This is a genomic window from Streptomyces sp. NPDC001415 (assembly GCF_053597395.1).
On record NZ_JBSFIE010000018.1, the window covers coordinates 46,623 to 72,921 of the forward strand.

Sequence of the window (26,299 nt, forward strand, 5' to 3'; positions counted from 1 at the left end):
GGACTCGGCCTCACAGCGCGTACGGGCGGATCTGGACCAGCCGGAAGTCGCCCCGATCGGTCATCAGCCACTCGATGTCCAGCGGCTTGTCCACGTCGGACCCGCCGAAGTCCGAACCGCTGAAGTGGGACTGAAGCAGCCGCCCGGTCAGGGACAGGTCGGCGAGCCGGGCGCGGGTGGCGGCCGGCAGCCCGTCGCCCCAGGAGCCCAGGGCGACGGTGCGGCCGCCGCCCTCCACCGTGTTGTACAGGTACTGCTGCGGCAGGACCGAGCCGTCGACGACCTGCTCCGGTGAGCCGGGGGAACAGTTGAGGTAGACGTTGCGGAAGTCCCCGCGGCGGGTCGGGTCGCAGGTCACCAGAACGCCACCGAGTGAGGCCGGCACATACTCCTGGATGATCACGCCCATGTAGGTGTCGTCGAGCGATATTCCGACCTGGTGGCGCAGTCGCACGCTGCGGGGCGACACCAGAGAGGCCCACACCTGGCGTACCGCGTCCAGGAGTTCGCCGGTGCCGTGGACGGCGGTGACGGAGTCGTAGACGCCGGCCGCGGAAAAGCCCGGCAGGTCCTCGGCGTTGGACGAGGAGCGCACCACCAGGCGCCCGCGGGCGGCCGAGGGAGCGGGGAACGCCTGGCTGATCTGCCGGGTGACGGACTCGGGAACGGGCGTGTTCCGGATCAGTTGCTGGAGTTGCAGGCAGAGCGGGTCCAAGGCGTCGACCGCGTCGAGTTCGAGTGCCATCTTGAGCTTGCCGATGCCCTGCTGGACGGCGGGCGACGAGGCGAGGAAGTGCTGCTGGAGCGCGAAGGGGAGCGCGACGCCTTGGGGGGCGCCGACCGTGGTGGCCACGAATTCGGCGGCCTTGGCGCGGAGTTCGGCCATGGAGGGCGAGCCGAGGCCGAGCCGGGCGGCGAGGTGCCCGTAGAGGTCGTCGCGCGGCGGGCGGGGCCGACCGTAGAAGGCGGTCAGGTCGGCCGTACGGCTGTCGAGTACGTGGTGCAGCTCACCGAGGTTGGCCGCCTTGGTGCCGTACCGGTCGCGGTCGACGCTGCGCAGCCGGTGCAGGGCCAGGACGGGGGCGTTTTCGAGCAGGGGCGGTTCGATGCGTATGCGCTGCTGGTGCCAGGCGGGAGCCCGCAGGGCCGGTTCCTGGTCCAGCCGCTCCAGGGAGATCTCGTCCTCGTGCACCCGGTAGCGCACCCACGCGCCGTCCAGGCCGTCCTTCTCGACGAGCTGCTCCAGGTCGAGCACGATCGCGTTGGGTATCCCCCAGCCGGAGGCCAGGACGTTGGTGTGTGAAAGCGGTGTGATCGGCGCGGTGTTGAGGAATCCGGCCACCCGGGGCACGTCGTCCGGCAGGCACGGCATGGCCACGATGTCCGCCCAGCCGAGCCCGTCCTCCCCGGCCGTGTACTCCTCGTACGCCTCGTTCGTTCGGAAGAACCGCAGCCGTCCGGTGGCCTCGCCGGGGTTCAGCGGCGTCCGGGTCCGGGAGCCGAACAGCTCGTGGCTCAGGATGCGCGGCACGCGGAGTTCGCTGATCGCCGCGAGTTCCTCCTCCTGCCCGTGGTTGGCGGGCTTGAGCAGTACCGGGAGCCTGCCGTCGACGCGTACCCGCACGAACTCGTAGAAGAATTCCAGGAGTTCGCCGTTCATGGTGTCGGCCTCGGTCGTCTCCAGGACGAGGAAGGGGCGTTCGCGGCCCTCCGCGTCCTCGCCGCTGTGCAGGGACAGCACGCCGAGCAGGAATCGGCGGCCGGGGTCCATGTAGACGGAGGCGTTGAACGCGTCCAAGTCCGCGTCGAGCGCGGCGAGTTCCATGCCCAGGACGCGGGTGGCGATGTAGTTGACGTGGAAGGGGTGCGCGGCCGTGTCGAGCAGGTGCCAGGTGTTCTCGGCGCGGTCGACGACGACCTTGAGGTAGGGGTGGCCGGCGAGGACCCCGGAGAGCGTGCGAAAGAGCGGCAGGGAGAGGTTCTCGCCGATGACCGTGCGGTCCGTGGCCGGTTCGGGGGCGTCGGTGAACGGCTGGGCGGTCATATGGAGACCTCTTCGGGCTGCGCGGCGGGAAGCACCCGCGGCAGGGCGTCCACCAGTGTCTCGAAGTCGCGGAGCACCGTACGCGGGTCGGTGGCGGAGAGCAGGCACAGGGCCGCCATGGTGTTGGCGCCAGCGGCCGGGTCGTAGACCGGCACGACGCTGCCATCGGCGAGCGAGCTCTCCGCGACCACCGACAGTTCGCTGCCCCGGCTGAGAGGAACCCGCGCCGAGACCACGGGGAAGTCCCAGACCCTGCGGTCCTGCCACGCCTCGCCCCGGCCGTCGACCGCGAGGACCACGAGGGAGCCGGCCGCGCCGCGCGCCTGCGCCGGGGTGAGGGCCTGGCCGGGCCATGGGACCGGGCGCCCGAGGAGGTGGTCGACGAGCATGCCGACGAGGTCGAGCCCGAAGACCTCCTCGATCTGCGGCACGGTCATCGCGCCGCCGAACCGGGCGGCGGTCTCGATCAGCCACATGGCGCCGTCCGCGCCGAGCTTGATCTCGGTGTGCGTCCCGCAGTCGCGCAGGCCGAGGGCGTCGACGGCCTGGCGCGCGAGGGCCACGATCCGGTCCTGGGCGTCCTGGGGCAGCAGGGCGGGGGTGATGCCCGCGCGCTCGGTGAACGGCTCGACCGTGGGCATGCGGCCGCTGAGGCAGACCGGGTGGAAGGTGCCGTCCGCCACGACGCCCTCGACGCTGACGTAGTCGCCCCAGCCGGGCTCGTCGAACCAGTCCGACACCGCGCCGGTCACGATCCGCTCGACCACGAAGTCCGCGTTCGCCTCGGCCACGTGAAGCTCCGCGTACCCCAACTGGGCGGATTCGGCCATCACTTCACGTGAGCTGCGCCAGGCGGCGGGCGCCTCGTGCGGGGCACGGATGATCTGGTGGGCGGTGGAGCCCGCGCTCCAGGCCGCCTTGAGGAGCAGCGGGCAGGGCAGGGAGGCGGCCGCCTCCCGCAGGTCGGCCTCCGTGGCGACGGCGCGGAACTCGGGCTGCGGCAGGCCGTGTTCCTGCCAGGTGCGCCGCATCAGGCGCTTGTCCCGGGCGAGCGCGGCGGCGCCGCCGGCCCCCGCGAGACCGAGCACCTCGCATGCCTCGGCGACGGCCACGACCGCGTACTCGGAGAAGGTGAGCACCGCGTCCGCGCCCACGGCCTCGGCTCGCGAGGCGATGAGGGACACCAGGTCGGAGCGCTGCGCGTCGGCGGGCGTCACGACAGAGGCGCACAGTCTCCGGGCGGAGCCTGCCACGGTGGGAGGAAGAGCGCTGAGCGCCAGCAGGTGCACTTCCGCCCGCGCGGCCGTCCGGGACAGGACGTGGCCGAGCGGCGGACCACCCTTGGCATGCACTAACAGCACCTTGCTCACTGAAGTTCGTCTCCATTCGTCCGTGTGGGTACGTGCCGTACGCGTCGTACGTGCGTGTGCGGCCGTGCGGTGTGTGCCGTACGCGTCGTCGTACGGATCGGTGATGCGCGCCGGGCGCGGGAAATGTCCCGGTGTATGTGTCGGGGCGTGTTCACCCGCACACTCAAGGGGACCACGCGACAGGCGCCCGCAATACCACCGGGGACGTCTGCTGTTCAGGCAAATGCCTGAGTCGCGGGCCGAGTTGGGGCACCGGAGGGGTTCGCGAGGCTCGCGGGCCGGCTTCCACTTCGGCCGAGAACCGAGCATGCGCGGGATCGGGACGGGATACCCATCGCGATGTGACTGTGCGTCAGTCGGGTGTATACGGACGGAGAGACCGCTGTGGACGATTCCAGCCTCAAAGCACTACTCGAACGCCTTCCGGTGTTCTGGTGGGAGGTCGACGAGCCGTGGCAGGTGCGGGAGAGGGGAGGCGGCGCCTTCGCCGACACGGGCACGGCGCAGCGCTTCCTCGACCGGATGCGTCAGGAGCTCATCGCCCCGGGGCACCCGCCCGAAGAGGACCGCTGGCAGGCACGGTTCGACGGCCGTACCTTCGACGTGAGCTGGCCCCTGGACGAGAGTCACGTCCCCAGCCGTACGCGCGGTCTCGCCGTGGAGGTCGACGCGCGCCCGGAGACGCCGCGCCGGTACGCCGCCTTCGCGGGCCTCGCGGACCTGGCCCCGGCCGCGGCCTTCATCCGGGACAGCGAGGGCCGCTACCTGTGGGCCAACCACGCCTACGCGCACCTCTACGGCGCCGTTCCGGACGAGCTCGTCGGCAAGTTCATAGAGGATTTCGACGCCCCCGCCGAGGCCGTCCACTTCCGCGCCCTCGACCAGGAGATCCTCACCCGGGGGACGCCGGTGCGCCACACCCTCGACTACCGGCGCCCGGACGGCAGCGCGGGCCAGGCGGTGGGCCACCGCTTCCCCGTCCGGGAGAACGCGCGGACCTGCGTCGCGGGGATCTACGTGGACATCACGGATCAACTCCGCGCCATGGTCCAGTGGCAGGAGGCCGAGGACAACCTGCAGGCGCTGCGCGACCACAGCGGCCTGGCCTGCGCCCTGCTGTCGGCGAACGGACGCGTGGTCGAGGCGAGCGCGGCGGCCGCCGAGCTGTTCCATCTCAGCCTGCCCGAGCTGGTCGGCCGCCGCGCGCACACCCTGCTCGCCGCCGAACCCGGCCTCGAACGGCTGCACCGCAGGTGGAACGGGCTCATAGCGCGCCGCACCAGACGAGTGGAGACGTCCGCGGTACTCGTCGACGCCCAGGGGCGGCAGCGCCGTGCGCGGCTCCATCTGACGACGGTCGGCCATTCCGCCGCGCGCGCCCGGCACGTCTGGGCCGTCGTCACCCACCAGAGCCTGGCCCACGAGGCCCATCCGTCACTGACCGCCGCCCAGATCCGCATCCTGTCCCTCCTGGCGGCGGGCAGCAGCAACAGCGACATCGCCACCTCGCTGAAGCTGTCCCGGCAGACGGTCGACTACCACCTGAGCCGCCTGCGGGAGTTACTGGGCGCCGCGACCCGCCCCGCCCTCGTCGCCCGCGCCTATGTGCTGGGCATCCTCACCCCTCAGGCCTGGCCCCCGCGCTCCGCCACGGCGGCCCATCCGCTCAGCAGCGCCTGAGGGGTGGCTTGTGGGGGGATCACCCATGCCGGTGCGGTGCCGCTGGTGCGGTGGCGGGTGCGCATGGCCGCGCTGTCCTGTCCTGGCCCGGCGGGTGGCGTCCACCCCAGCCGCCCGGGCCTTCTCCGCAGCCGGATCCCGGGCATCTGCTGGCCCGCACCAGCGTGCGCTGGACCATCATCGGCGTCCTGATCAGCGCGATACTGACGGGGGCCGGCTGGGTAGTGCAGGCGCGGCTGACCCACGACGACGGCTCAGGAGGCGGCGCGTCTCCGGAGACGTCCGCCCCGACTCACACGCCCGGCCCCGGCGGGACCACAACAGCACCCGCGGCCCTGTACCCGTCCAGGAGCAAGCTCCAGGAGGCTTACCAGACCTACGCCTCGCGTCTCCCGCTGGGCAACTGCGACGTGAGCCGGAACGTCCGCGGCTCCTGGCACGAGAAGGGCTCCACCCTGCCCACGGGCGACATGGTCTGCTTCACCCTCACCGACGGGCAGTACGTCATCACGTGCACGTACTACGAGCGGCCGGCGCTCTTCCAGGTCAGGTACACCGACGCCGCAGCGATCACCCGCTGGTGGAAGACCCTCGACCCGGCCTTCGCCACCGGCTGACACCCCGATGTCGAGCGAACTCGCCCGCCAGGCAGGCGAGTTGATCAGATCACTCAGTCGGGTGAAGACGCCCCGCCGTGCAGAACCTCCAGCCGGAGCCGGTGCGTGATGGCGTACAGGGTGGCCGACCCCACGGTTCACCGGCACGCTGAACCAGCGAGGAGCCGAATGTCGCCACAGATGCCCGGGCAGCCCCCACCGTCCCTGTTCCTGGGCAGGGAGAGGGAACTGAGCAGCCTCAAGGACCGGTTGGACATGGCGGCCCGTGGCGCTCCCCAAGTCGTGCTGGTCGACGGGCCCGCCGGGATCGGCAAGACCTCACTTGCCCGGTGCTTCCTGGCCGGCGCCGCCTCGGACTGCCGCGTGGTGAAGGCAAGCGGCGAAGAACTGGAGATGGAGCTGAGCTACGGACTCATCGCGCAACTGGTACCACAACTGCTCGACGCACCGGCGGCTCTGCGGGAGCCGGCCCTCAGCAGGCCGGGCGGCGTCGCGCCCCAGGACCCGATCGCGGTAGGCGCCCTGCTCCTCGACGCCCTGGGGCAGCTTCAGAACCAGGCCTCGGTGGTGTTGCTGATCGACGACGTCCACTGGGCGGACACGCCCTCACTGCACGCACTCACCTTCGTGCTGCGGCGGCTGCGCAGGGACCGGGTGCTGGCCGTGCTGATGACACGGGACACCAATGATCCCCGGCTGCCACAGGGGCTGCATCGGGTCCTCCACGACGACACCACGCTCGCGTTGACGCTGGAGGGCCTCGCCCTCGCGGACGTCGTCGCGCTCAACAACGCTCTGGGACCATCGGTCCTGCCCCGCTGGGCGATTGCCCGGCTGCGGGAACACACGCGCGGAAACCCGCTGCACACCAAGGCGCTTCTGGGACACGGAATTCCGCGCGGGACTGTGGGACGAGGCCGTCGCCCACGGCACTCAGGCTGTGTCCCTGGCCGAGGACACCGACCAGATCTCCATCCTGGCGGTCGTGCACTCCGTCACCGCGTTCCCCCTCGCCGGCCGGGGCGACTTCGAGGCCGCCGAAGAACACGCCAGGACAGCCGCGCGCCACGCCCGGGTACTCGGCGACGTCAACGACGGTGCCTTCGCAGCGACGGCACTCGCACGCGTACACACTGCCCGCGGGGACGACGAGCGCGCGGTGGCCGAGCTGATGCCGTATGTGAGCGAGGAGATCGTCCACCGAAACGGTCTCGAAGAAGCCGGGATCGTCGCCTGGCGGCCCCTGCTCTGCGAAGCCCTGACACGCCTCGGCCGCAAGGACGAGGCCCTCGACGTGCTGATGCCGTACGAGAGGCGTGCGGCCGAGCGACAACGATGGCTCGAACAGGCGTCAGCGGCGCGTTGCCGGGGCCTGGTGGAGGAGGCCCACGGCAACCGCGAAGCGGCAGACCACGCGTTCCGGACGGGGTTGCGGTACTGCGAGCAGGGAGAACCCTGCTGGGAGGAAGCGCTGCTCCACCTCTCTTACGGCACCTTTCTGCGCCGTGCCCGCCAACGCCCGAAAGCGGTGGCCGAACTTCAGGCCGCCCACACGACATTCCTTCGCCTCCAGGCCACGCCGTATCTCGAACGGTGCACAGCCGAGCTGGCGGCCTGTGGCGGCACGGCGGCAGCCCGGGGCCCTGTCCGTCCTGCGGGGCTCACCCCACAGGAGCTGACCGTGGCCCGACGTGCCATGCAGGGCATGTCGAACCGTGAGATCGCGCAGGAGCTGGTCCTCAGTGTCAAAACGATCGAGTACCACCTGGCCAATGCCTACATGAAACTCGGCATCACGTCCCGCATGGGACTGGTCGGCAAGCTGGGCAGGGAGACCTGACGCCGGGCCCCCGGTAGCCGGCACCCGGCCCCCTTCTGTCACCGGGGGGACCGGCGCACCGCAAACCCCAGGGCCGGATCCAGGGGATATCCCCGGGGTGCTCGCGGCCGTTCCTTCGTAGCGTACGGAACGGACGGGAGCCCGCTGCCGACCACCCCTTGTTCAGCAGCGGAGCCGCAGCCAGGTGCGGCGGAGAGCCTCGTCACCAAGCGTTTCCGATTCCGATCTGTATGGGGGGACCCCATGGTGCCTTGCGCATCGGCCCCAGCCTCTCGGTTCTTCTGCGCCTCGATGCTGGGCCTCATCCTTGTCACGACGAGTGGCTGCTCACCGCACGACGCGGATTCCTCGGGCGGGAATCCGACCCCGCCGATCTCCGCCACGCACCCTGACACCACCCAGCACGACACCACGCCCCCGGGCACCTCGCGCCCCGACACCACGCCACCTGTGGCCGAACCGCAGTGGTCCGTCCCCGACAGCGTGGTGGGCGTCTGGTGCGGTGGCGCGAACGACCAGGCGAACGGTCACTGGACGTATGCCTTCACCGACAAGGGCGAGGTCGTGGCAGCGAACGAAAGGGCCGGCTTCCAGGGCCACGTCGTCACCAAAGGCAGCATCATGACCTTCTATGTGAAGGGGAGCACTCCCGTCCGATCGACATGGTCAGTGCGTTACGAGGAAACTCTCGGCATGAACCTCCTCTACCTCGACGGCTACAGCTACGTCCCAGGAAGGTGCCGCTCCTAGGACGGCAAGGGCCGACCCCTCCCGGCCCTCCATGGTGGGCGCGCGCACTCCGACCTCCAGAACTATGGTGTCCCACCACATACGCCTCTGACCTGCACGTTCCTACGGTGTGGCGACAACGCAACGTCCCCGTCGAACGCCAGGAAGTGGTGCCGATGTCCTCCCCCGCGACCGCTCCACCAGCCCCGTCCAGCCTCCCCAGGATCGTCGCCGCGAGCCTCATAGGAACCACCATCGAGTGGTACGACTTCTTCCTGTACGGGTCGGCCGCCGCGCTCGTGTTCAACAAGCTGTTCTTCCCGGAGTCCGCGCCGCTCGTCGGCACGCTGCTCTCCTTCCTCACGTACGCCGTGGGGTTCGCGGCGCGGCCGCTCGGGGCGCTCGTGTTCGGGCACTTCGGGGACCGGCTCGGCCGTAAGAAGCTGCTCGTGGTGAGCCTGCTCATGATGGGCGGGGCCACGTTCGGCATCGGGCTGTTGCCCACCCATGCCACCGTGGGGGCCGCGGCTCCGGTGCTGCTCACGGGGTTTCGGCTGATTCAGGGGTTCGCGCTGGGCGGCGAGTGGGGCGGCGCCGTGCTGCTCGTGTCGGAGCACGGGGACGCCCGGCGGCGCGGGTTCTGGTCCTCGTGGCCCCAAACCGGCGCCCCCGCAGGGCAGTTGCTCGCCGCCGGGGTGCTCTCCGCGCTCACCGCGCTGCTGAGCGACGACACGTTCACGGCATGGGGCTGGCGCATACCGTTCCTGCTGTCCGGTGTGCTGGTGCTTGCCGGCCTGTGGATCCGGCTCTCGGTCGATGAATCACCCTTGTTCAAGGCCGCGTTGGCGCAGGCCGAGGCCCGCGAGGCGGGCAGCGTGACCGAGAAGCCGCCGCTCGTCGCCGTGCTGCGGGATCACTGGCGCGATGTGCTGGTCGCCATGGGGGCCCGGATGGCGGAGAACATCAGCTACTACGTGATCACCGCCTTCATCCTGGTGTACGCGACGACCTCGGCCGGGATGGCCAAGCAGACCGCGCTCAACTCCGTACTCATCGCCTCCGCCGTGCACTTCGTGGTGATCCCCGTGTGGGGCGCGCTCTCGGACCGGATCGGACGCAGGCCCGTGTATCTGATCGGCGCGCTCGGCGTCGGCGCCTGGATGTTCCCGTTCTTCGCGCTGATCGACACCGGCGGCTTCGGAAGGCTGATCCTCGCCGTCACCGTGGGCCTGGTGTTCCACGGGGCGATGTACGCGCCGCAGGCGGCGTTCTTCTCGGAGATGTTCGCGACCCGGGTGCGCTATTCGGGGGCTTCGATCGGCGCGCAGTTCTCCTCCGTGGCGGCGGGTGCGCCCGCGCCGCTGATCGCGACGGCGCTGCTCTCCGACTACGGCACGTCGACGCCGATCGCGCTGTATGTCATCGCTGCCGCGCTGCTCACCGTGGTCGCCGTCGGGTGCGCGAAGGAGACGCGGGAGCGGGATCTGGAGTGCGTTGACAGCCCTGCACAAGGTGTTCCCGCCACATCCGCACAGGGGGCTGATGCCAGAACTGCCTGAATGTTGGCGGGAGTTGGGTGGGGTGCAGTGTGGTGGCGCCCCACCCTTCAGGGCGTTATGGCTGGTGCCGCCACATGGAGGCGCAGGGCCAGTTGGATCTCCAGGGCGCGGGCAGGTGTCTGCCAGTCGGAACCCAGGAGGCGGCCGATCCGCTCCAGGCGCTGGGCCACCGTGTTCACATGAACGTGCAGATGCTCCTTGGTGCGGGCCGGGCTCATGCCGTTCGCGAAGTACGCGTCGAGGGTGCGGACCAGGTCGCTCCTGCGCTTCCTGTCGTACGCCACGACCGCGCCGATCGTGCGGTCGACGAAGCCGCCGATGTCCTGGGTGTCCGCGAGCAGCAGCCCGAGGAAGCCGAGATCCTGGGCTGCGGCTCCCTCGCCTGCGCGGCCGAGCAGCCGCAGCGCCTCCAGGCAGCGGCGGGCCTCCGCGTACGCGGAGACGATCGCGGCGGGCGTCATGGCGGGAGCCGCGACGATGGCGGACGCGCCGACCGTGACCGGCTCGTGGAGCGCGGTGCTCAGCTGCTTCGCCGTCTGCCGGGCGACCTCGGCCGGGGTGTCGCCGGGGCCGAGCGGAAGGAGCAGCACCGTACCGCCGTCGCGGGTCGAGGCCAGGCCGTGCCGGGTCGCGGCCAGGTAGGCGGCGGCGGAGCCGATGCGCCGGCGGTCCGCGGTGCGGCGGGCGGCGGTGCCCGGGTCGAGGCCGTCGAGTCGGGCGGCGAGCACCACGTGCGGGGCGTCGAGGTCGGCCCGCAGCCTGGCGGCGCGTTCGCGCAGCAGCCGGGGGTCGCGGCCCGGCGCGTCCAGGAGGTCGTCCAACAGCTCGCCCCGCACCCGCTGTTCGGCCTCGCCCGCCGAGCGCCGGGCGAGCAGCAGGAGTGAGGTGACCATGGCGGCCCGCTCCAGGGTGCGCCGGTCGACGGGATCGAGGCCCGGCTGGCCGTGCAGGACGAGCGCGCCGAGGAGTTCGCCGCCGGCCGAGACTCCGGCGAGCCAGTCCTCGCCGTGGCGCATCGCGTGGCCGTCGGTGCCGCTGAGGCGCAGGACGGCGGTGTGCGGTGAGTCCGTGTCGGCGAACTCGACTGTCCCGTCGAGGACTTCGGACACCGCGTCGGCCACGTCGTGGACTCCACCGTCGCGCAGCACCAGTTCGGTGAGCCGGTCGTGTACCTCCGAGGCCCGTTCAAGGACCGCGCTGTGGTCCCGGATGGTCTCGTTGGCCTTCTCCAACTCGGCCAGCGCCGACCGGGTTTCGGCCAGGAGGTTGGCCGTGTCGATGGCGACGGCGGCGTGCGCGGCGAAGGAGCCGAGCAGGGCGATCTCCTCGCGGGCGAAGACCCGCGGGTGACGGTCGGCCGCGAAGAGCACCCCGATGACGGTGCTGCCGAGCATCAGCGGCACCCCGAGAATGGCGACGAGTCCCTCGTCGCGTACGCCGGTGTCGATGGTGTTGGTGTGCTGGAAGCGCTCGTCGTCGAAGTAGCTGGAGGTGACGTAGGGGCGGGCGGTCTGCGCGACGAGCCCGCCGAGCCCTTCGCCCATGCCGAGGCGCAGTTGCTGGAAGCGGGCGGCCACCGATCCTTCGGTGACCCGCATGTAGGTGTCGCCCGCCGTCGGGTCGTTGAGGCTGAGGTAGGCGACCTCCGTGCGGAGCAGCGAGCGGGCGCGCTGCACGATGGCGCGCAGCACGGCGTCCAGGTCGCGCAGGCCCGCGAGGTCGTGGGCGGTCTCGAACAGGGCGGACAGCTCGGCCTCGCGGCGTCTGCGCCCTTCGAGGTCGGCCCGTACGCGCAGGGCGAGTTGTTTCGCGGCGTCCAGGGCGGCGAGCGCCCCGGGTGGCGCGCCGTCGGCGCGGGCGAGGAGCGCCGGGCGGTCGTACGCTTCGGCCGGTGCGCCTCGTGCGAGAAGTGCCAGGTAAGGGGCTTCGGGGTGGTCGTGGGGATGTGCTTGATCGTGGGACATGGTCACAGGGATACCTGCCGGACGGGCGGCCTCGCCAGGCCTGTGGACAACTCTTGAGGGGTGCAGGACAAGGTGCGGAACGGACGGGGAGATCGGCGGCGACCGGCGTTCAGTGCGCGGTCCAGCCGCCGTCGAGGGCGAGTGAGGTGCCGGTGATGAAGGAGGCCTGCGGGGTGCAGAGGTAGGCGACCGCTTCGGCGACCTCGTACGGTTCGACGAGCCGCTTGAGCGCCGCGTCCTTGAGGAGTACCTCGGTGAGCACGCGCTCTTCGGGGATGCCGTGCGCCGTCGCCTGGTCGGCGATCTGCCGTTCCACCAGGGGCGTACGCACATATCCGGGGTTGACGCAGTTCGAGGTGACCCCGTGCGGGGCGCCTTCGAGGGCGGCGGTCTTGGAGAGGCCTTCGAGGCCGTGTTTGGCGGACACATAGGCCGACTTGAAGGCTGAGGCCCGCAGGCCGTGCACCGACGACAGGTTGACGATGCGGCCCCACCCCTGCCCGTACATGTGCGGCAGCGCGCCCCTGATCAGCCGGAAGGGGGCTTCCAGCATCACGGTGAGGACGGTGTGGAAGACGTCGGGCGGGAACTCCTCGATGGGGCGCACCAGTTGGAGCCCTGCGTTGTTCACCAGGATGTCCGTTCCGGCGGCGGCCTGTTCGGCGGCGTCGAGGTCGGTCAGATCGAGCACGAGGGGTTCCACGGTGCCGCCGAGTCCGGTGGCCTGAGCGGCGAGTTCTTCGAGGCCTGTCGTGTCCCGGTCCACCGCTGTGACCTTGGCTCCGGCCGCGGCGAGCCGCAGGGCGCAGGCCCGGCCGATGCCGCCCGCGGCGCCGGTGACGAGCGCGGTGCGTCCGCCCAGGTCGACGGTGACGGAGTGCGGGAGGGGCGCGGGGGTGAGGGGCGCGGTCATGCTCTCGACCCTAGGCAGGCCGCCCTTCACCGACCCATGTGGTCAGCGCACATACTTCAGGGGCCCGTACTGGGCTGGAACCATGTGGGGCTGTCCGACTGTGCCTGCTTGATGCGGAACAGCGCGAAGTCGCTGAGGTTCGGCAGTGCGTCCATGGCGAACCAGCCCACTTCGAGGGACTCCTCGTCGTTGACGCGGGCCTCGCCGCCGGTGGCCCGGCAGCGGAAGGTGATGTCGAGAAACTGGCACTGGTCGCCGTTGGGGTAGGTGATGGTGCTGTGCCCGGCCTCCACCAGGACCACCCGCTCGGCGACGCACCGTACGCCGGTCTCCTCGTACACCTCGCGCACCGCGGTGTGGGCGGGCTCCTCCCCCGGCTCGGGAATCCCGCCGATCGTCGACCACTTGCCGTTGTCCGCCCGGCGGCCGAGCAGGACCCGGCCCTCGTCGTCGAAGACGATCGCACTCACACCCGGCAGCAGGAGCAACTGGTGCCCGGCGAGGGCTCGGATGTCTTGAATGAAGTCAGGAGTTGCCATGCCCCGACCCTAGCGGCCGTCAGGAACCGGCCAGTCAGCTCCCGGTGTCGCGACGCCCCCGTACGGACCTGGTGATCGCCCAGGCCAGGCCCGCGGCGGCGGCCGCGACGAGCGCCCACTCGGGCAGCGTGCCCAGCTTGGTCGCGGGTGTCTGCGAGGAGCGCAGCGGCACCTTGGCGACGAGCGAGGCCGGGGTGAACATGGCGGTCTTCTGGACGACCTTGCCGTCGGGCATGATCACGGCACTCACCCCGCTGGTGACCGGAACGGTGACGGTCCTGCTGTGCTCGACCGCCCGCACCCGGGACATGGCAAGCTGCTGGTAGGTCATCTCGCTGCGGTCGAAGGTCGCGTTGTTGCTCGGCACGGAGATCACCTGGGCGCCCGCGGTGACGGTGTCGCGCACCGCCCAGTCGAAGGCGGCCTCGTAACAAGTGGCGATGCCGACCTTGGTGCCGCCCATGGTGAACAGGCCCGGCTTGGTGCCGCGGTTGAAGTCCTCGCGGACCATCGAGGTGTAGCCGGGGGTGAAGGTGCTGATGAGGCCGCGCAGCGGGATGTACTCGCCGAACGGCTGGATCTGCCGCTTGTCGTACGTCGCGACGGGGCCCAGCTTGGGATCCCACTGGACCTGCTCGTTGTAGAGCTTCGTGCCGAAGCCGCCGACGACCGCGCCGACCGAGATGGGTGCGCGTATGGCCTTGGCGGCCTGGTCGATGACGGCACGGGCGTCGTCGTCCACGAAGGGGTCGACGTCGGAGGAGTTCTCCGGCCACAGGACGAAGTCGGGCTGCGGCTCCTGGCCGGCCTTGACCTTGTCGGCGAGCCGCAGCGTCTCGCGTACGTGGTAGTCGAGCACGGCCCGGCGCTGGGAGTTGAAGTCGAGGCCGAGGCGGGGCACGTTGCCCTGGATCACGGCGACGGTCGCGGTGCCGTCCTGAGCCGTGTCACTGACGAGGCCTCGGACGCCGAGGGACGCCGCGACCGGCACGACGACCGTGAGCAGCGCGGCCGCCGCCGCTCCCTTACGGACGCTCCCGGTGCTCCGGACCTTGAGCGCCTGGCGGACGCATTCGTACAGTCCGAAACCGCACAGCGCCACGGCGAAGCCGAGTACGGGGGTGCCGCCCAGGGCGGCGAGCGGCAGGAAGGTGCCGTCGGCCTGCCCGAAGGCGACCTTGCCCCAGGGAAAGCCTCCGAAGGGGGCGCGGGCGCGGGCCGCCTCGGCGGCGACCCACATGGTGGCGGACCACACAGGCCACAGCGGAAGCCTGGAGACCACGGCCATACCCGCCGCGGCCGCGCCGATGAACAGCGCCTCGATCGCGGCCAGCCCCAGCCAGGGCCCGGGGCCGACCTCCACTCCGGTCCATACGAGGAGGGGGAGCAGGAAGCCGAGGCCGAAGAGGTAGCCGAGGCCGAGGCCCGCCTTCCAGCTTCGGCCGCGCAGGATCCAGCCGAGGACGGCGAACGCGGGCAGGGCCAGCCACCACAGGGGCCTCGGCGGGAAGCTCAGGTACAGGAGCACCCCACTGAGCGCGGCCGCGGCGGGCCGGGCGAGACGGTTCAGCAGTGCCCGCGGCCGCGAGGGTGCGGCAGGCTGCGGTCCGAGCTGTTCCGGCTCGGTTGTGGGGGTTTCGGTGGTGCTCACCCGGCGGAGTCTACGGCGGGTGGCTGTGTACCGGGGAGTCCGGTCTCACGGCACCCGGCGCGGAAGGTCAGGCCTCGACGGGCTTGCCGGTGCCGAGCAGCCGCAGCCGGTCGCGGATGACGCGTACCGCCGCTTCGGCGTCGTCGACGGTGACGGTGAAGACGCGACCGTCGCCGAGCTTGAGCGCCACGCCCTCACCGCGGCGTACGACGACGGCGGTGCCGATCTCGGGCCGCCAGCGATAGCCCCAGCCTCCCCACTGGCGCGGGGTGACGCGGGGGACGAAGTCGGCTCCGACCACATGGTCCAGGGGGATGGTGCGGCGCGGCAGCCCGATGTGGCCGCAGCGCACTTCCAGACAGTCGCCGTCGACCTTCACCGAGACGTGGACGAAGGCGAGGGTCCCGAAGAGCACCAGGAGCCCGGCCGCCAGGCAGCCGACCACGGACATCAGGAGCGGTGCGATGCCGGAGGTCCAATTGGAGTCGACGGCCAGCTCTACGCCGAGCGCGATGCAGGCCGCGCCGCCCGCCGCGAGGAGCCACTGGACGCGGTTGGTCGCCCGGCCGGTCCAGACCTCTGGCGCCTGCTCGGCGGCACCGGATCCGTGCTGGGACTCGGGGGGCGTGGGGTACTCCGGGGACGGTTCCCTCATGTGTAGCAGCGTACTCAGGTTCCGCTGCCGTGGCATCGTTCAGCGCTCAGTGAGCGGGACTGACGGCCTGTAGCAGGCGGCCTTCGGGGTAGGCGAGCGCGACGTCGGGCAGGGTGCCGGTGCGGCCGCTGAGCAGGACGGTCAGGCCTCCGACCTGGGCGGCTTCCGGTGCGGGGACGATTCCTGCCCGGCGCAGGCCCTGGGCGGCGACGGCCTCGGCGCTGCCGAAGAAGGTGAGCGGGCCGCCGTCCGGGCGCAGGGCCGTACGGATGCGTTCGGCGACCAGCTCGTAATGGGTGCAGCCCAGGACGACGGTCCTTACCTCCGGCGGCGTGAGAGCGGCGGCCACGGCGATGGCACGGTCGATCGCGGCGTCGTCGGCGTGCTCCACGGCTTCGGCGAGGCCGGGGCAGGGCACCTCGGTGACGGGGACGCCGTCGGCGAATTCGCTGATCAGTCCGCGCTGGTAGGGGCTGCCGGTGGTGGCCGGGGTCGCCCAGATCGCGAAGGGCTCGCGGCCGGCCGCGGCGGGCTTGATCGCGGGGACGGTGCCGATCACCGGGATCTCCGGTTCCAGGGCGGCACGGATCGCGGGCAGGGCGTGCACGGACGCGGTGTTGCAGGCGATGATCAGGGCGTCCGGTTCCAGGGCTGCGGCGGCCCTGGCCACGGCGAGGGCGCGCTCGGTGACGCCTTCGGGGGTGCGCGGACCCCAGGGCATGCCGTCGGGGTCGTTCGAGATCACGAGTTCGGCGTCGGGCCGTAGCCGGCGTACCGCCGCGGCCGCGGCGAGCAGGCCGATTCCGGAGTCCATGAGCGCGATCTTCACCCGGTCACCATAGTCGACGGGCTCCGGCGAAACCGGCCGAGGTCCCGTGTGGAGCACGGGATGTGGGGCAGACTGCGGCGGATGAGCGCCCTTGTGTGGATCGCCCTGGTGTCCCTGGTCGTCTGGCTCTGGCTGCTGCTCGGGCAGGGCTTCTTCTGGCGCACCGACCAGCGGCTGCCGCCCCGTGCGCGGCTCGAACATTGGCCGGATGTCGCGGTGGTGGTGCCGGCCCGCGACGAGGCGGAGGTGCTGCCGCTGAGCCTTCCGTCGCTGCTCGCGCAGGACTATCCCGGCCGCGCGGAGATCTTCCTGGTGGACGACGGGAGCTCGGACGGCACCGGCGAGCTCGCCCGTTCCCTGGCCGAGCGGCACGGGGGTCTGCGGCTGAGCGTGGTGCCGCCGGGTGAGCCGGAGGAGGGCTGGACCGGCAAGCTGTGGGCGCTGCGCCAGGGCATGGCGCTGGCGCGGGCGCGCGAACCGGAGTACCTCCTGCTCACCGACGCCGACATCGCGCACGCGCCGGACAGTCTGCGCGAGCTGGTCGCCGCGGCTCGCGGCGGCGGCTTCGACCTGGTGTCGCAGATGGCCCGGCTGCGGGTGGCGAGCGGCTGGGAGCGGCTGATCGTCCCGGCGTTCGTGTACTTCTTCGCACAGCTCTATCCGTTCCGCTGGATCAACGCCCGAAGGCCGCGCGCCACGGCCGCGGCCGGCGGTTGCGTGCTCCTTCGTACGGAGGCGGCGGAGCGGGCCGGGATTCCGGATGCGGTGCGCCAGGCGGTGATCGACGACGTGTCGGTGGCGCGCGCGGTACGCAGGTCCGGCGGGCGGGTCTGGCTGGGCCTCGCGGACCGGGTCGACAGTGTGCGCCCCTACCCGCGCCTCGCGGACCTGTGGCGGATGGTCTCGCGCAGTGCGTACGCGCAGTTGCGGCACAACCCGCTGGTGCTGCTCGGCACCGTCGCGGGCCTGGCGCTGGTCTACCTGGCGCCGCCGGTCACCTTCGTCGCGGGCCTTGCCACCTCCAGCGCGGGGGCCGCCTGGGCGGGCGGTCTCGCCTGGCTGGTGATGACCGGAACGTATCTGCCGATGCTCCGCCACTACCGCCAGCCGCTGGCGCTCGCCCCGACGCTGCCGTTCACGGCGCTGCTGTACCTGCTGATGACGGTCGACTCGGCCGTGCAGCACTACCGGGGGCGGGGCGCGGCCTGGAAGGGCCGCACCTACGCCCGGCCCGAGGCCGCGCCCGAGGAGCGGTGAGGCGGGCTACTTGCGGCCGGGCGTCCAGTTCATGCCCCAGCCGTAGGCCTGGTCGATGGTGCGCTGCGGGCTGACGCCGCGCGCGGGCACCAGATAGCGGGCCTCGCGCTGGACGACCAGGTCGCCGCCGTTGTTGGTGATCAGGGCGAGCGCGCAGACCGTGGAGGGGACGGTGCACTCGTCGAGGAAGAACTCGATCGGTGCGCCGAACTGCGGCTGAAGCGTCACAGTGGCGTGCAGATCGGCGAAGCTGCGGGCGCCCTCATAGATGGTGACGAAGATCAGCAGGCGGCGGAACTTGGCCTTCTGGTCGAGATTGACGGTGAGGTTCTCGCCCGATTCGACCGCGCCGGTGCGGTCGTCGCCGTCGAGATGGATGTACGGGGGCTGGTGGAGCGCGCCGAAGGCGTTGCCCAGGGCCTGCACGACGCCCTTGCGGCCGTCGGAGAGCTCGTACAGGGCGCACAGGTCGAGGTCGAGATCGGAGTGGTTGGCGGCGGCGCGCCCCAACTTGGCTCCCCAGCCGCTGAATTGCTTGCGGCTCTGCCAGTTGAGATTGACCCGCATCGCACCCGAAGTGCCGCCCTGTTTGGCGAGCGAAACCCTGGGCGCCTCCTTCGTGAGGGTGACTTTCGACAGGCGCACAGGTGACGGCTGCGTCAACGGCGGAGCCGTCGGAGGCACCGGAACCTGGCCGGCCGGCTCGGGCCACACAGGGGCCGGGGGCGGGGTGTAGGCGGCCTGGGCGGGAGGCGGAGCCAGGGTGAAGGGCGCCTGCGCGGGAGGCGGAGCCGGACTGACAGGCGCCGGGGGCGTGACGGGCGGCTGCTGCGGCTTGTCGACGGTGATCCCGAAGTCCGTTGCCAGGCCTTCGAGTCCGCTGTCGTAGCCCTGGCCGACCGCGCGGAACTTCCAGGCGCCCTGGCGGCGGTAGAGCTCGCCGAGGATGAAGGCGGTCTCGACGGTGGCGTCCCGGGGGTCGAAGCGTGCGAGCTCCGCGCCGGTGGCCGCGTCCAGGACGCGGATGCCGAGACCGGGGACGCGACCGAAGGTTCCGCCGTCGGCCGAGGCGGCGAGCACCACGCGCTCTACGGCCGGTTCCACCCGCGCGAGGTCGATGGACAGGGTGTCCGTCACCGCGTCGGGACCGGACCGCTTGCCCTCGTGGCGTACGGCGCCGGACGCGTGCGTGGGCTGGTTGTAGAAGACGAAATCGGCGTCCGAGCGCACCCGGCCGCCGGCCAGCAGGAGGGCCGAGGCATCCACGTCGGGGACACCGGGGCCGGACCGCCAGGCCAGTTCGACGCGTACCGAGTGCGCAGGCACCGGAACATTGGCTCCTTTAAGCATGGACATGCTCTCCCCCATCACTCGCCGCGGTGCCGAAAGATTTCTGCACCGTCAACCTAACGCCCGATCGCCCGCCGGGCACCTCTCCGGTCCACCCGCCGGTAACCCCTGATGACCTTGCCCTTTACAGGATTCCAACGCCGCAGCGCGACCGATTTTCCCAAGTTCGCTCACATTGATGACGCCCGGCCACTCCGAACACGCGAAACAACCCTCTTATCGGGCTCCCCAACGACCACATCGTGGGCTTAACTTATGTGCCATGACCTCCCCCCGCTCCACCTATGGCGGCGGTTACTACTCCGCGCCGTTCTTCCCGGACACCCCCATCTACGACTCCCTCGTCGCAGAACGGGGTACGCCTCAGATCGCCCCGATCCGAGTGCCTTCCCTCTACGACACCGGCAGCAACTACCTGCCGGCGCTTCCGTCGGCGCTGCCCGCGCTGCCGGCCGCCCCTTCGCAGCAGAGCCCTTCCTACGCCTCGTCGTACGGATACCAGCAGCAGATGCAGCAGCCGGTGCCGCTGCAGCACGCGCCCGCTCCGTACATTCCGCAGCAGCCCTCGGCCCCGCGCGGCTACCAGGGGCAGCAGGGCATGCCGCAGCGGCCGATGCAGGGCACCGGGTACGAGGCCATGCGGCCCGCGGCGCCCCGGCCGGCGCCCGCGCCGTACGAGGATCCGTACAACCGGCCTTATCAGGGCACCGGGTACTGATCAAGGGCGGGACCGGCCGCCCGGACACTTGTCCGAGGCGGCTGGCAGAATGTGTTTATGAGCAACGGACTTGATGCGGTTGTCCACGGGATGCGCATTCATCCCGTCAAGTCGGTCGGGGGATACGGCACAGCACAAGCGGCGGTCGAGCCATGGGGGCTCGCCGGGGACCGCCGCTGGATGCTGGTGGACACGCACGGCACAGCCGTCACTCAACGCGAGCAGCCGGGCCTCGCCCTGAGCAGTGCCGCCACACTGCCGGGCGGAGGCGTGCGCCTTTCCGCGCCCGGACGCGACGATCTGATCGTCGAGCCGCCGGAGCCGGTGGCGGCCGTCGGCGTCACGCTCTTCGGCAACAAGTTCAAGGCGGTGACCGCCGCCGATGAGGCCCATGCGTGGTTCAGCGCCTATCTGGGCACTGAGGTGCGGCTCATGCATCTCGACGATCCGGCACGCCGCAGGGCCATCAACCCCAAGTACGCGCCGAACGGCGAGACCGTCAGCTTCGCCGACGGATACCCGCTCCAGGTCGCCACGCGCGCCTCGCTCGACGCCCTCAACTCGCTGATCGCGCAGGGCGACCACCCCGCCGAGGGCCCCCTGCCGATGAACCGGTTCAGGCCCAATGTGGTCCTCGACGGGACCGAGGCCTGGGCCGAGGACACCTGGTCGCGGATATCGATCGGCGAGGTCGCCTTTCGGGTGGTGAAGCCCTGCGCCCGGTGTGTCATCACCACCACCGACCAGGCCACCGCGGAGCGCGGCAAGGAGCCGCTGCGCACCCTGGCCCGGCACCGCCGGATCGGCAGTTCGCTGGCGTTCGGCCTCCTGGTGATCCCGGAGGGCACCGGCACCATCCGCATCGGTGACCCGTTGAAGGTGCTCGCATAGCCCTGCGCCCCGTGGGAACTCCTTTGGGTAGCGGACGCGTTGGACAGGACAAGCCGGGTGGATCAGATCCCTGTTCGTGCCACCCGCGCGCATGCCGTCCCGTCTGGGCGGCACGAAGCGGAAGGGGGTGCGTGGCCCGTGCGAGCCATCACGGGAGTGTGGCGTTGGCGGCACAATCCGCTGCGCCGCCGCACCGACTTCGCGGAGGCCTGGGTGGCGCTCGTAGCCCTGGTGCTCATGGTGTTCGCCGTGCCCGCGGTGGGGGTGATCTGCGGATCCCTCACCGATGCGAGCCTGCGCCAGGCGGTCACCGAGCAGCGCCGGCACCGGCATGTGACCTCGGCAGTGGTGGTGCGCCGGGCCGAGCAGCGGGCGACCGTCGCCGAGCCCGACGGCTCGATGGGCCGCTCCCCGCGCACGAGAGTGGTCGCCAACTGGACGGCGCACGACGGCAGTTCACACAGCGGCACGCTGACCTCGCCGTTGAAGGCGCCCGCTCCGGGCGCCACTTTCGCGATATGGACCGATGACCGCGGCCGCCCCGCGCCCCGGCCGATGGCGCTGTCCGCGGCCGACACCCACGCGGTGTTCTCGGGGATCTGCGCGGCCGCGGCGGCGGCCGGACTCGTCGAGGGCGTACGGCGGTTGATCGTATGGCGTCTGATACGCCGGCGGTATGAGCGACTGGACCGGGCGTGGGCCCGGTACGGTCCGGACTGGGGCCGTACCGGCGCGGGCAGCTGACCGGTCAACTCACCGGCCCCGCGCGCGCTACGGTGGACCATCAGTCGCACATACGAGGTCACGGTCGAGGTGTGTGCGAGGTCGCACGCACGAGGTGGGGGCACGACAGCACCATGGCTCAGGGCACGGTCCAGGTGACGCACACGGGCACGTCGAGGTGGCGCCGCCGCACGGGTGAGTACGCCTCTCTGGCCGCAGCTCTGGAGGCCGCCGGCGACGGCGACGTCCTGACCGTCGCCCCGGGCACCTACCGGGAGAACCTGGTGCTGCGCCGCTCCGTGACACTGCGCGGCCCCGAGGGCGCGGTCGGTTCGGTCCGGATCGCGCCGGCCGACGGGGTGGCGCTGACCGTGCGCGCCTCGGCGACCGTGCGGGACCTGTACCTGGAGGGCCAGGACGCGGCGGCGCCGGCGCTGCTCGTGGAGGACGGTGCGCCCGAGCTCGTCGATCTGCGGGTGGTGACGCGCTCCGCGGTCGGCATCGAGGTCCGGGGCGGGGCGCGGCCCACGGTGCGCCGCTGCACGGTGGACAACCCGGGCGGCGTCGGCATCGGCGTATTCGACGGCGCGGGCGGGGTGTTCGAGGAGTGCGAGGTCGTCGCGGCCGGGCAGTCCGGGGTCTCGGTGCACAGTGGCGGACACCCCCGCCTTGAACGCTGCCGGGTGCACCACTCCGGCGGCGCCGGGCTGGCCGTCAGTGGCGAGGGCAGCGGTCTTGAGGCGCTCGGCTGCGAGGTGTACGAGATCAAGGGCGCCGGGGTGCAGATCGCCTCGCGCGCCTCGGCCCACCTCACCGACTGCACGGTGCACCGGACTTCGGCCGACGGCATCACCCTGGACACGGACGCGGTGCTCACGCTCGCCGACTGCGACATCCACGACATCCCGGAGAACGCGGTCGACCTGCGCTCGCGCTCGGTGCTCACGCTGACCCGCACCAAGGTCCGCCGCTTCGGGCGCAACGGCCTGTCGGTGTGGGACCCGGGCACCCGCGTGGACGCCGACCTGTGCGAGATCCACGACAGTACGGGCGACTATCCGGCGGTGTGGGTCAGCGACGGCGCGACCGCGGTCATGGAGGGCTGCCGCGTCCATGACGTACCGGACGCGATCTTCGTGCTCGACCGGGGTTCACGCGCCGATGTCGTCGACAGCGATCTCACCCAGGTCCGCAACACCGCCGTGTCGGTGAGCGACGGCGCGACCGCGCAGCTCGACGACTGCCGGATCAGGGAGGCGTCGACCGGCGCCTGGTTCCGTGACCACGGCAGCGGCGGCATCCTCGCCGGCTGCACCATCGACGGTGCGCAGACCGGCGTCATCGTCACCAAGGGCGCCGATCCCCGTATCGAGCGCGTCACGGTCACCTCCCCGGCCGAGGCCGGCTTCTACGTCTCCGCCGAGGGCCGGGGCACCTTCCACGGCTGCCGGGTGACCGGCAGCGGCGGCTTCGGCTTCCATGTCATCGACGGCTGCCGTACGACGCTGACGCGCTGCCGCACGGAGCGGTGTGCGCGCCGGGGGTATGAGTTCTCCGAGGACGGCGCGGTCGTCGAGGACTGCACCAGCGACGAGAGCGGCGCCAGGGCGGGGGCGGCCGAGCCGCCCGCCGTGCAGATCGCGACGCAGACCATGGGGCTGCTCTCCGCCGTCCCCGGCCCGCGCCCCGTCGAGTCCCCCGCAGCGGAGCCGGTCGCCGAGCCGACGCGGACTCCGGGTGCCGTGCTCGGTGAGCTGGACACGCTGGTGGGCCTGGAGAGCGTCAAGCGAGAGGTGCGGGCGCTCACCGACATGATCGAGGTCGGCCGCAAGCGGCAGCAGGCCGGCCTCAAGGCCGCCTCGGTCCGCCGACACCTGGTCTTCACCGGCTCCCCCGGCACCGGCAAGACCACGGTGGCGCGCCTTTACGGGGAGATCCTGGCCTCCCTCGGCGTCCTGGAGCGCGGCCATCTGGTCGAGGTGTCCCGCGTCGACCTGGTCGGTGAGCACATCGGGTCCACCGCGATCCGCACCCAGGAGGCCTTCGACCGGGCACGCGGCGGGGTGCTCTTCATCGACGAGGCGTACGCCCTGTCCCCCGAGGACTCGGGCCGTGACTTCGGGCGTGAGGCCATCGACACGCTGGTGAAGCTGATGGAGGACCACCGTGAGGCGGTGGTGGTCATCGTCGCCGGGTACACGGCGGAGATGGAGCGGTTCCTGAGCGTCAACCCTGGTGTGGCGTCCCGTTTCTCACGGACCATCAGGTTCTCGGACTACTCCCCCGAAGAACTCCTGCGCATCGTGGAGCAGCAGGCCGACGAGCACGAGTACCGGCTCGGCTCCGGTACGGCGGAGTGCCTCCTGAAGTACTTCACGGCGCTGCCGAGGGGCGCCGCGTTCGGCAACGGGCGCACCGCGCGGCAGACGTTCGAGTCGATGGTGGAGCGGCATGCGGGCCGGGTCGCCCAGCTGGCCGATGCCAGCACCGACGATCTGACTCTGCTCTATCCGGACGATCTGCCCGAACTGCCCTGATCCGTCCGCTGGTTCGGCACGCCGCTCGCCAACTCGGCCAGGAGCAGGGCCCGTTCGCGGCCGAAGGCGGGGTCGGCCTGGTAGTCGGAGTGTCCCAGGATCGGTGCGGGCAGTGGGTGTTCAAAGGTCCGGCCGTAGGCGAGCGGGTCGAGCAGCGGGCCCTTGTCGACGTCGCCGCCGGTCAGCACGGGCCCGCCGATGGGGTCGGTGGCGCGCCACAGGTTCCGCCAGCAGTGCACCTCCTGGTGCAGGGCCTGGAGCGGGGCGGGGCCGAAGTAGGTGGGGAACCAGCGTCCGTAGAGCCGCTCGACCGGGCAGCCGTAGGTGAGCAGGGCGACCCGGCGCCGGGTGGCGGCGGGCAGTTGCCAGACGGCGGCCGTGGCGAGCACGCTGCCCTGCGAGTGTCCGGAGATCACGAGGCGGCCGCCGGTGCGCTCGGTCCAGGTGTTCATCCGCCAGGCGAGGTCCGGCACGGCCCGCTCGGCGTAGCAGGGCGGCGCGAAGGGGTGTGCGGCGCGCGGCCAGAAGGTGCCGACGTCCCACAGGATGCCGACGGTGCGGCGAGCCGCCGCGTCCTTGTAGGCGCGCCGGCCCCAGGTGACGAAGAGCAGGAAGCCGAAGCCGGTGCACCAGGAGCCGAGCGACTGGGCGGCGTCGGCGGCGAAGGCGACAGGCGTGGCCGCGCCGTCGGCCGCCTGCTCCGGCACTTCGCCGGTCCACCAGGCGCCGACGAGGGCCGCGGCGCCCAGCAGCAGGGACGCTCCGGAGACGATGCCGAGGAAGAGGGCGGCGTGATCGGTGAGCCCGGCCATGGCGCGAGCGCGCGCGATCTGACGGGTGCGGGCGGTGTCGGGCCGTTCGGTGGGGTAGTCGGCCATGACGTGCGGGGCGTCGGAGCGGGCGGTGCGCCAGGTGCGTACGGCGAAGAACAGCACGACGGGGACGAGCAGGGCCAGCAGGGCGGGGATCACCGAGGCCTGCCAAGTCAGCAGCGCGGGCGGCCCGTTGAAGGCCCCTCGGTGGGTGGCTCCGTGGTCCACCCAGGCGGCGACGCGCTGGGCGACGCCGCCGGTCATCACGCCGCCGAGCGCGCAGGCGAGCATGGCGACGGCGGGGCCGCCGAGTCCGCACAGGGCGGTGGCTTCCCCGGGCGCCCGGCGTCGCAGATGCCGGGCCACGGCGGCGATGGCGACGATCAACACTCCCTGGGCGAAGGCCAGGAAGCCGAAGGAGCGGTCCCCGGGCAGGGTGCCGGACGAGGTCCAGTCGGCCCGGTCCCAGGCCGCGTACAGCAGGGCGAGCGCGAGCAGGGCGAGCGAGGTGACGGGCAGCCACGCGGTGACGGCCCGGTCGAGCCTCTCGTCGAGCTGTGTTTCGGTACGCCCTCGACGGCACACCACCCACACCACAACTACCCCCGCCACAGCCAGAGTTGACTCCAGGAGCAGTCCGAGCGTCTCGAAGAGGGCGCTGGTGGCGGTGCGGTCGTAGCGGGCGGCGGCGGCCGTGACGCCGGCGGCGGTGGTGAGGAAACCGGCGGCGGTGTGGGCGGCGCGCAGCCGGGCGACCAGGCGCCTGCCGTACCAGAATCCGGGCCTGCTGAAGGCGGGCTTGACGGCCTCGGCGGGGTCGGCGGCGGGATTGGCGTTCAACGGCTGCTGGGACTCGTACGCGCTCCAGGTGCGGTTGGAGAGGTACCAGAGCAGGAGGGTCAGGCCCGCGGGCGCGAGCGCCGCGAGGGCCAGGCGCCGGCCCGGCTGTGACCACCAGCCGTGGTGGGCGACGGAGGTGAAGCCCAGCCAGTACCACGAGCGTGAGCAGGCGGCCGTGCCCGCGCACTGCCATGCGGTGAGATCGAGCGCGACCTCGCAGGCGGCGGCGACAAGCAGCACCGTGAGGCTGAGCGCGATGAGCCGCACCAGGACCCCGTACAGCCGGATCGCCCAGTGCGGCTCCTTGGCGGGCGGCCGCATCCAGTGGGCAAGGTTGATCACCATGAACGGCAGCAGGAGCAGCCACAGGGCGCGGGCGCTGTTGCCGGAGGTCAGATTGCACCAGACGTACGCCTCGGGCACCGGGCGGTCGCGGTAGCGCTCGGGGTGGGCTTCGGCGTCGGCGTCCTCACTGCGCCGGTAGATCGCGGCGGTGTCGTCGCCGGTGACGCACACGGTGCGGGGGTCGTCGAGCATCTTCTGCGGTGTGGTGCCTCCGACGCCGTGGACCAGCAGTTCGAGGGCGGGTCCGCCGCTCTCGACTGCTGGGGCACCGGCCTGGGCGGCGGGTGTGGCACGGGACACTTCTGCGACTCGCTCTCGTGATGGCAGGATCGGCGGCGCGGGTGGCACGGAACATTCAGGATCTCGGATCCGGGTGCCTTGGTGCAGTGCTCTCACTGAATCTCCCCGTGACAGGATGGGGTGTCCGTAGCCGGGG

General features: G+C 71.6%; 21 protein-coding genes and 1 pseudogene. 11 read left to right on the top strand and 11 right to left on the bottom strand.

Annotated features, from left to right (window positions below):
• Positions 1-10 precede the first annotated feature (10 nt).
• Together ACWC2B_RS23425 and ACWC2B_RS23430 are read right to left on the bottom strand one after the other, a co-directional pair.
• Entirely contained in the window at positions 11-2,044 is a 2,034-nt protein-coding gene (locus ACWC2B_RS23425; RefSeq protein ID WP_450719596.1) for a PEP/pyruvate-binding domain-containing protein, read from the bottom strand.
• The gene (locus ACWC2B_RS23430) at positions 2,041-3,405 is read right to left on the bottom strand and encodes an ATP-grasp domain-containing protein (protein ID WP_450719598.1); all 1,365 of its coding nucleotides are present in this window, start codon (positions 3,403-3,405) and stop codon (positions 2,041-2,043) included. The genes ACWC2B_RS23425 and ACWC2B_RS23430 overlap by 4 nt, the downstream gene beginning before the upstream one ends.
• Positions 3,406-3,798: 393 nt before the next feature.
• Between ACWC2B_RS23430 and ACWC2B_RS23435 the strand changes: the two genes are divergently transcribed.
• From ACWC2B_RS23435 to ACWC2B_RS23445, 3 genes and pseudogenes are all read left to right on the top strand, one after another.
• Complete coding sequence (locus tag ACWC2B_RS23435) at positions 3,799-5,094, top strand: PAS domain S-box protein (protein WP_450719600.1); 1,296 nt, start codon at positions 3,799-3,801, stop codon at positions 5,092-5,094.
• 164 nt (positions 5,095-5,258) lie between these two features.
• Positions 5,259-5,711, top strand: coding sequence for a hypothetical protein (locus tag ACWC2B_RS23440; protein WP_450719602.1), 453 nt, complete (start codon positions 5,259-5,261; stop codon positions 5,709-5,711).
• A gap of 255 nt (positions 5,712-5,966) precedes the next feature.
• A pseudogene (locus tag ACWC2B_RS23445) lies at positions 5,967-6,311 on the top strand (ATP-binding protein); the annotation flags it as partial.
• On the opposite strand, the gene ACWC2B_RS23450 reads toward ACWC2B_RS23445, so the two are convergent.
• Positions 6,260-6,394, bottom strand: a complete 135-nt coding sequence (locus tag ACWC2B_RS23450) for a hypothetical protein (protein ID WP_450719604.1) — start codon at positions 6,392-6,394, stop codon at positions 6,260-6,262. The pseudogene ACWC2B_RS23445 and the gene ACWC2B_RS23450 overlap by 52 nt on opposite strands.
• A 257-nt stretch (positions 6,395-6,651) precedes the next feature.
• Between ACWC2B_RS23450 and ACWC2B_RS23455 the strand changes: the two genes are divergently transcribed.
• From ACWC2B_RS23455 to ACWC2B_RS23465, 3 genes are all read left to right on the top strand, one after another.
• Complete coding sequence (locus ACWC2B_RS23455) at positions 6,652-7,551, top strand: helix-turn-helix transcriptional regulator (RefSeq protein WP_450719606.1); 900 nt, start codon at positions 6,652-6,654, stop codon at positions 7,549-7,551.
• Between the two features lie 291 nt (positions 7,552-7,842).
• Positions 7,843-8,301 (top strand): hypothetical protein, encoded by a 459-nt coding sequence (locus ACWC2B_RS23460; protein ID WP_450719608.1) that lies wholly within the window; start codon positions 7,843-7,845, stop codon positions 8,299-8,301.
• A 155-nt stretch (positions 8,302-8,456) separates the two neighbouring features.
• Complete coding sequence (locus ACWC2B_RS23465) at positions 8,457-9,839, top strand: MFS transporter (RefSeq protein ID WP_450719610.1); 1,383 nt, start codon at positions 8,457-8,459, stop codon at positions 9,837-9,839.
• 47 nt (positions 9,840-9,886) lie between these two features.
• On the opposite strand, the gene ACWC2B_RS23470 is transcribed toward ACWC2B_RS23465, so the two are convergent.
• The 6 genes from ACWC2B_RS23470 to ACWC2B_RS23495 form a co-directional block, all read right to left on the bottom strand.
• Positions 9,887-11,803 carry a helix-turn-helix domain-containing protein gene (locus ACWC2B_RS23470; RefSeq protein WP_450719612.1) on the bottom strand — a complete coding sequence of 639 codons (1,917 nt, stop codon included), beginning with the start codon at positions 11,801-11,803 and terminating at the stop codon, positions 9,887-9,889.
• A 109-nt stretch (positions 11,804-11,912) separates the two neighbouring features.
• Positions 11,913-12,716 (bottom strand): 3-hydroxybutyrate dehydrogenase, encoded by an 804-nt coding sequence (locus tag ACWC2B_RS23475; protein ID WP_450719614.1) that lies wholly within the window; start codon positions 12,714-12,716, stop codon positions 11,913-11,915.
• Positions 12,717-12,772: 56 nt separating this feature from the next.
• Positions 12,773-13,255 carry an NUDIX hydrolase gene (locus ACWC2B_RS23480; protein WP_450719616.1) on the bottom strand — a complete coding sequence of 161 codons (483 nt, stop codon included), beginning with the start codon at positions 13,253-13,255 and terminating at the stop codon, positions 12,773-12,775.
• Positions 13,256-13,289: 34 nt separating this feature from the next.
• Positions 13,290-14,906, bottom strand: coding sequence for an apolipoprotein N-acyltransferase (gene lnt, locus ACWC2B_RS23485; protein ID WP_450719618.1), 1,617 nt, complete (start codon positions 14,904-14,906; stop codon positions 13,290-13,292).
• 67 nt (positions 14,907-14,973) lie between these two features.
• Positions 14,974-15,561, bottom strand: coding sequence for a hypothetical protein (locus ACWC2B_RS23490; protein ID WP_450719620.1), 588 nt, complete (start codon positions 15,559-15,561; stop codon positions 14,974-14,976).
• 46 nt (positions 15,562-15,607) lie between these two features.
• The gene (locus ACWC2B_RS23495) at positions 15,608-16,390 is read right to left on the bottom strand and encodes a glutamate racemase (RefSeq protein ID WP_450719622.1); all 783 of its coding nucleotides are present in this window, start codon (positions 16,388-16,390) and stop codon (positions 15,608-15,610) included.
• A gap of 81 nt (positions 16,391-16,471) precedes the next feature.
• Here ACWC2B_RS23495 and ACWC2B_RS23500 point away from each other — a divergent pair, with 81 nt between their 5' ends.
• The gene (locus tag ACWC2B_RS23500; RefSeq protein ID WP_450719624.1) at positions 16,472-17,647 is read left to right on the top strand and encodes a glycosyltransferase; all 1,176 of its coding nucleotides are present in this window, start codon (positions 16,472-16,474) and stop codon (positions 17,645-17,647) included.
• 6 nt (positions 17,648-17,653) lie between these two features.
• Here ACWC2B_RS23500 and ACWC2B_RS23505 read toward each other — a convergent pair whose 3' ends face one another.
• Complete coding sequence (locus ACWC2B_RS23505) at positions 17,654-19,015, bottom strand: TerD family protein (protein ID WP_450719626.1); 1,362 nt, start codon at positions 19,013-19,015, stop codon at positions 17,654-17,656.
• 244 nt (positions 19,016-19,259) lie between these two features.
• Between ACWC2B_RS23505 and ACWC2B_RS23510 the strand changes: the two genes are divergently transcribed.
• The 4 genes from ACWC2B_RS23510 (at position 19,260) to ACWC2B_RS23525 (ending at position 23,866) form a co-directional block, all read left to right on the top strand.
• Positions 19,260-19,715: a DUF6643 family protein gene (locus ACWC2B_RS23510; protein ID WP_450719628.1), complete on the top strand. Its 456-nt coding sequence runs from the start codon at positions 19,260-19,262 to the stop codon at positions 19,713-19,715.
• Between the two features lie 57 nt (positions 19,716-19,772).
• Positions 19,773-20,606 (top strand): MOSC domain-containing protein, encoded by an 834-nt coding sequence (locus ACWC2B_RS23515; RefSeq protein WP_450719630.1) that lies wholly within the window; start codon positions 19,773-19,775, stop codon positions 20,604-20,606.
• A gap of 138 nt (positions 20,607-20,744) precedes the next feature.
• Positions 20,745-21,350 carry an Rv1733c family protein gene (locus ACWC2B_RS23520; protein ID WP_450719632.1) on the top strand — a complete coding sequence of 202 codons (606 nt, stop codon included), beginning with the start codon at positions 20,745-20,747 and terminating at the stop codon, positions 21,348-21,350.
• 113 nt (positions 21,351-21,463) lie between these two features.
• Positions 21,464-23,866 carry a right-handed parallel beta-helix repeat-containing protein gene (locus ACWC2B_RS23525; protein ID WP_450719634.1) on the top strand — a complete coding sequence of 801 codons (2,403 nt, stop codon included), beginning with the start codon at positions 21,464-21,466 and terminating at the stop codon, positions 23,864-23,866.
• Here ACWC2B_RS23525 and ACWC2B_RS23530 read toward each other — a convergent pair.
• Positions 23,836-26,163: a hypothetical protein gene (locus tag ACWC2B_RS23530; protein ID WP_450719636.1), complete on the bottom strand. Its 2,328-nt coding sequence runs from the start codon at positions 26,161-26,163 to the stop codon at positions 23,836-23,838. The two genes, ACWC2B_RS23525 and ACWC2B_RS23530, sit on opposite strands and share 31 nt — an antisense overlap.
• Positions 26,164-26,299: the final 136 nt, after the last annotated feature.

What these genes read in the sequence shown, in the direction of transcription:
- ACWC2B_RS23425 (WP_450719596.1), bottom strand. Translation starts at nt 2,044, where the DNA reads ATGACCGCCCAGCCGTTCACCGACGCCCCCGAACCGGCCACGGACCGC.
- ACWC2B_RS23460 (WP_450719608.1), top strand. Translation starts at nt 7,843, where the DNA reads ATGCTGGGCCTCATCCTTGTCACGACGAGTGGCTGCTCACCGCACGAC.
- ACWC2B_RS23465 (WP_450719610.1), top strand. Translation starts at nt 8,457, where the DNA reads ATGTCCTCCCCCGCGACCGCTCCACCAGCCCCGTCCAGCCTCCCCAGG.
- ACWC2B_RS23470 (WP_450719612.1), bottom strand. Translation starts at nt 11,803, where the DNA reads ATGTCCCACGATCAAGCACATCCCCACGACCACCCCGAAGCCCCTTAC.
- ACWC2B_RS23475 (WP_450719614.1), bottom strand. Translation starts at nt 12,716, where the DNA reads ATGACCGCGCCCCTCACCCCCGCGCCCCTCCCGCACTCCGTCACCGTC.
- ACWC2B_RS23480 (WP_450719616.1), bottom strand. Translation starts at nt 13,255, where the DNA reads ATGGCAACTCCTGACTTCATTCAAGACATCCGAGCCCTCGCCGGGCAC.
- ACWC2B_RS23490 (WP_450719620.1), bottom strand. Translation starts at nt 15,561, where the DNA reads ATGAGGGAACCGTCCCCGGAGTACCCCACGCCCCCCGAGTCCCAGCAC.
- ACWC2B_RS23500 (WP_450719624.1), top strand. Translation starts at nt 16,472, where the DNA reads ATGAGCGCCCTTGTGTGGATCGCCCTGGTGTCCCTGGTCGTCTGGCTC.
- ACWC2B_RS23505 (WP_450719626.1), bottom strand. Translation starts at nt 19,015, where the DNA reads ATGGGGGAGAGCATGTCCATGCTTAAAGGAGCCAATGTTCCGGTGCCT.
- ACWC2B_RS23510 (WP_450719628.1), top strand. Translation starts at nt 19,260, where the DNA reads ATGACCTCCCCCCGCTCCACCTATGGCGGCGGTTACTACTCCGCGCCG.
- ACWC2B_RS23515 (WP_450719630.1), top strand. Translation starts at nt 19,773, where the DNA reads ATGAGCAACGGACTTGATGCGGTTGTCCACGGGATGCGCATTCATCCC.
- ACWC2B_RS23525 (WP_450719634.1), top strand. Translation starts at nt 21,464, where the DNA reads ATGGCTCAGGGCACGGTCCAGGTGACGCACACGGGCACGTCGAGGTGG.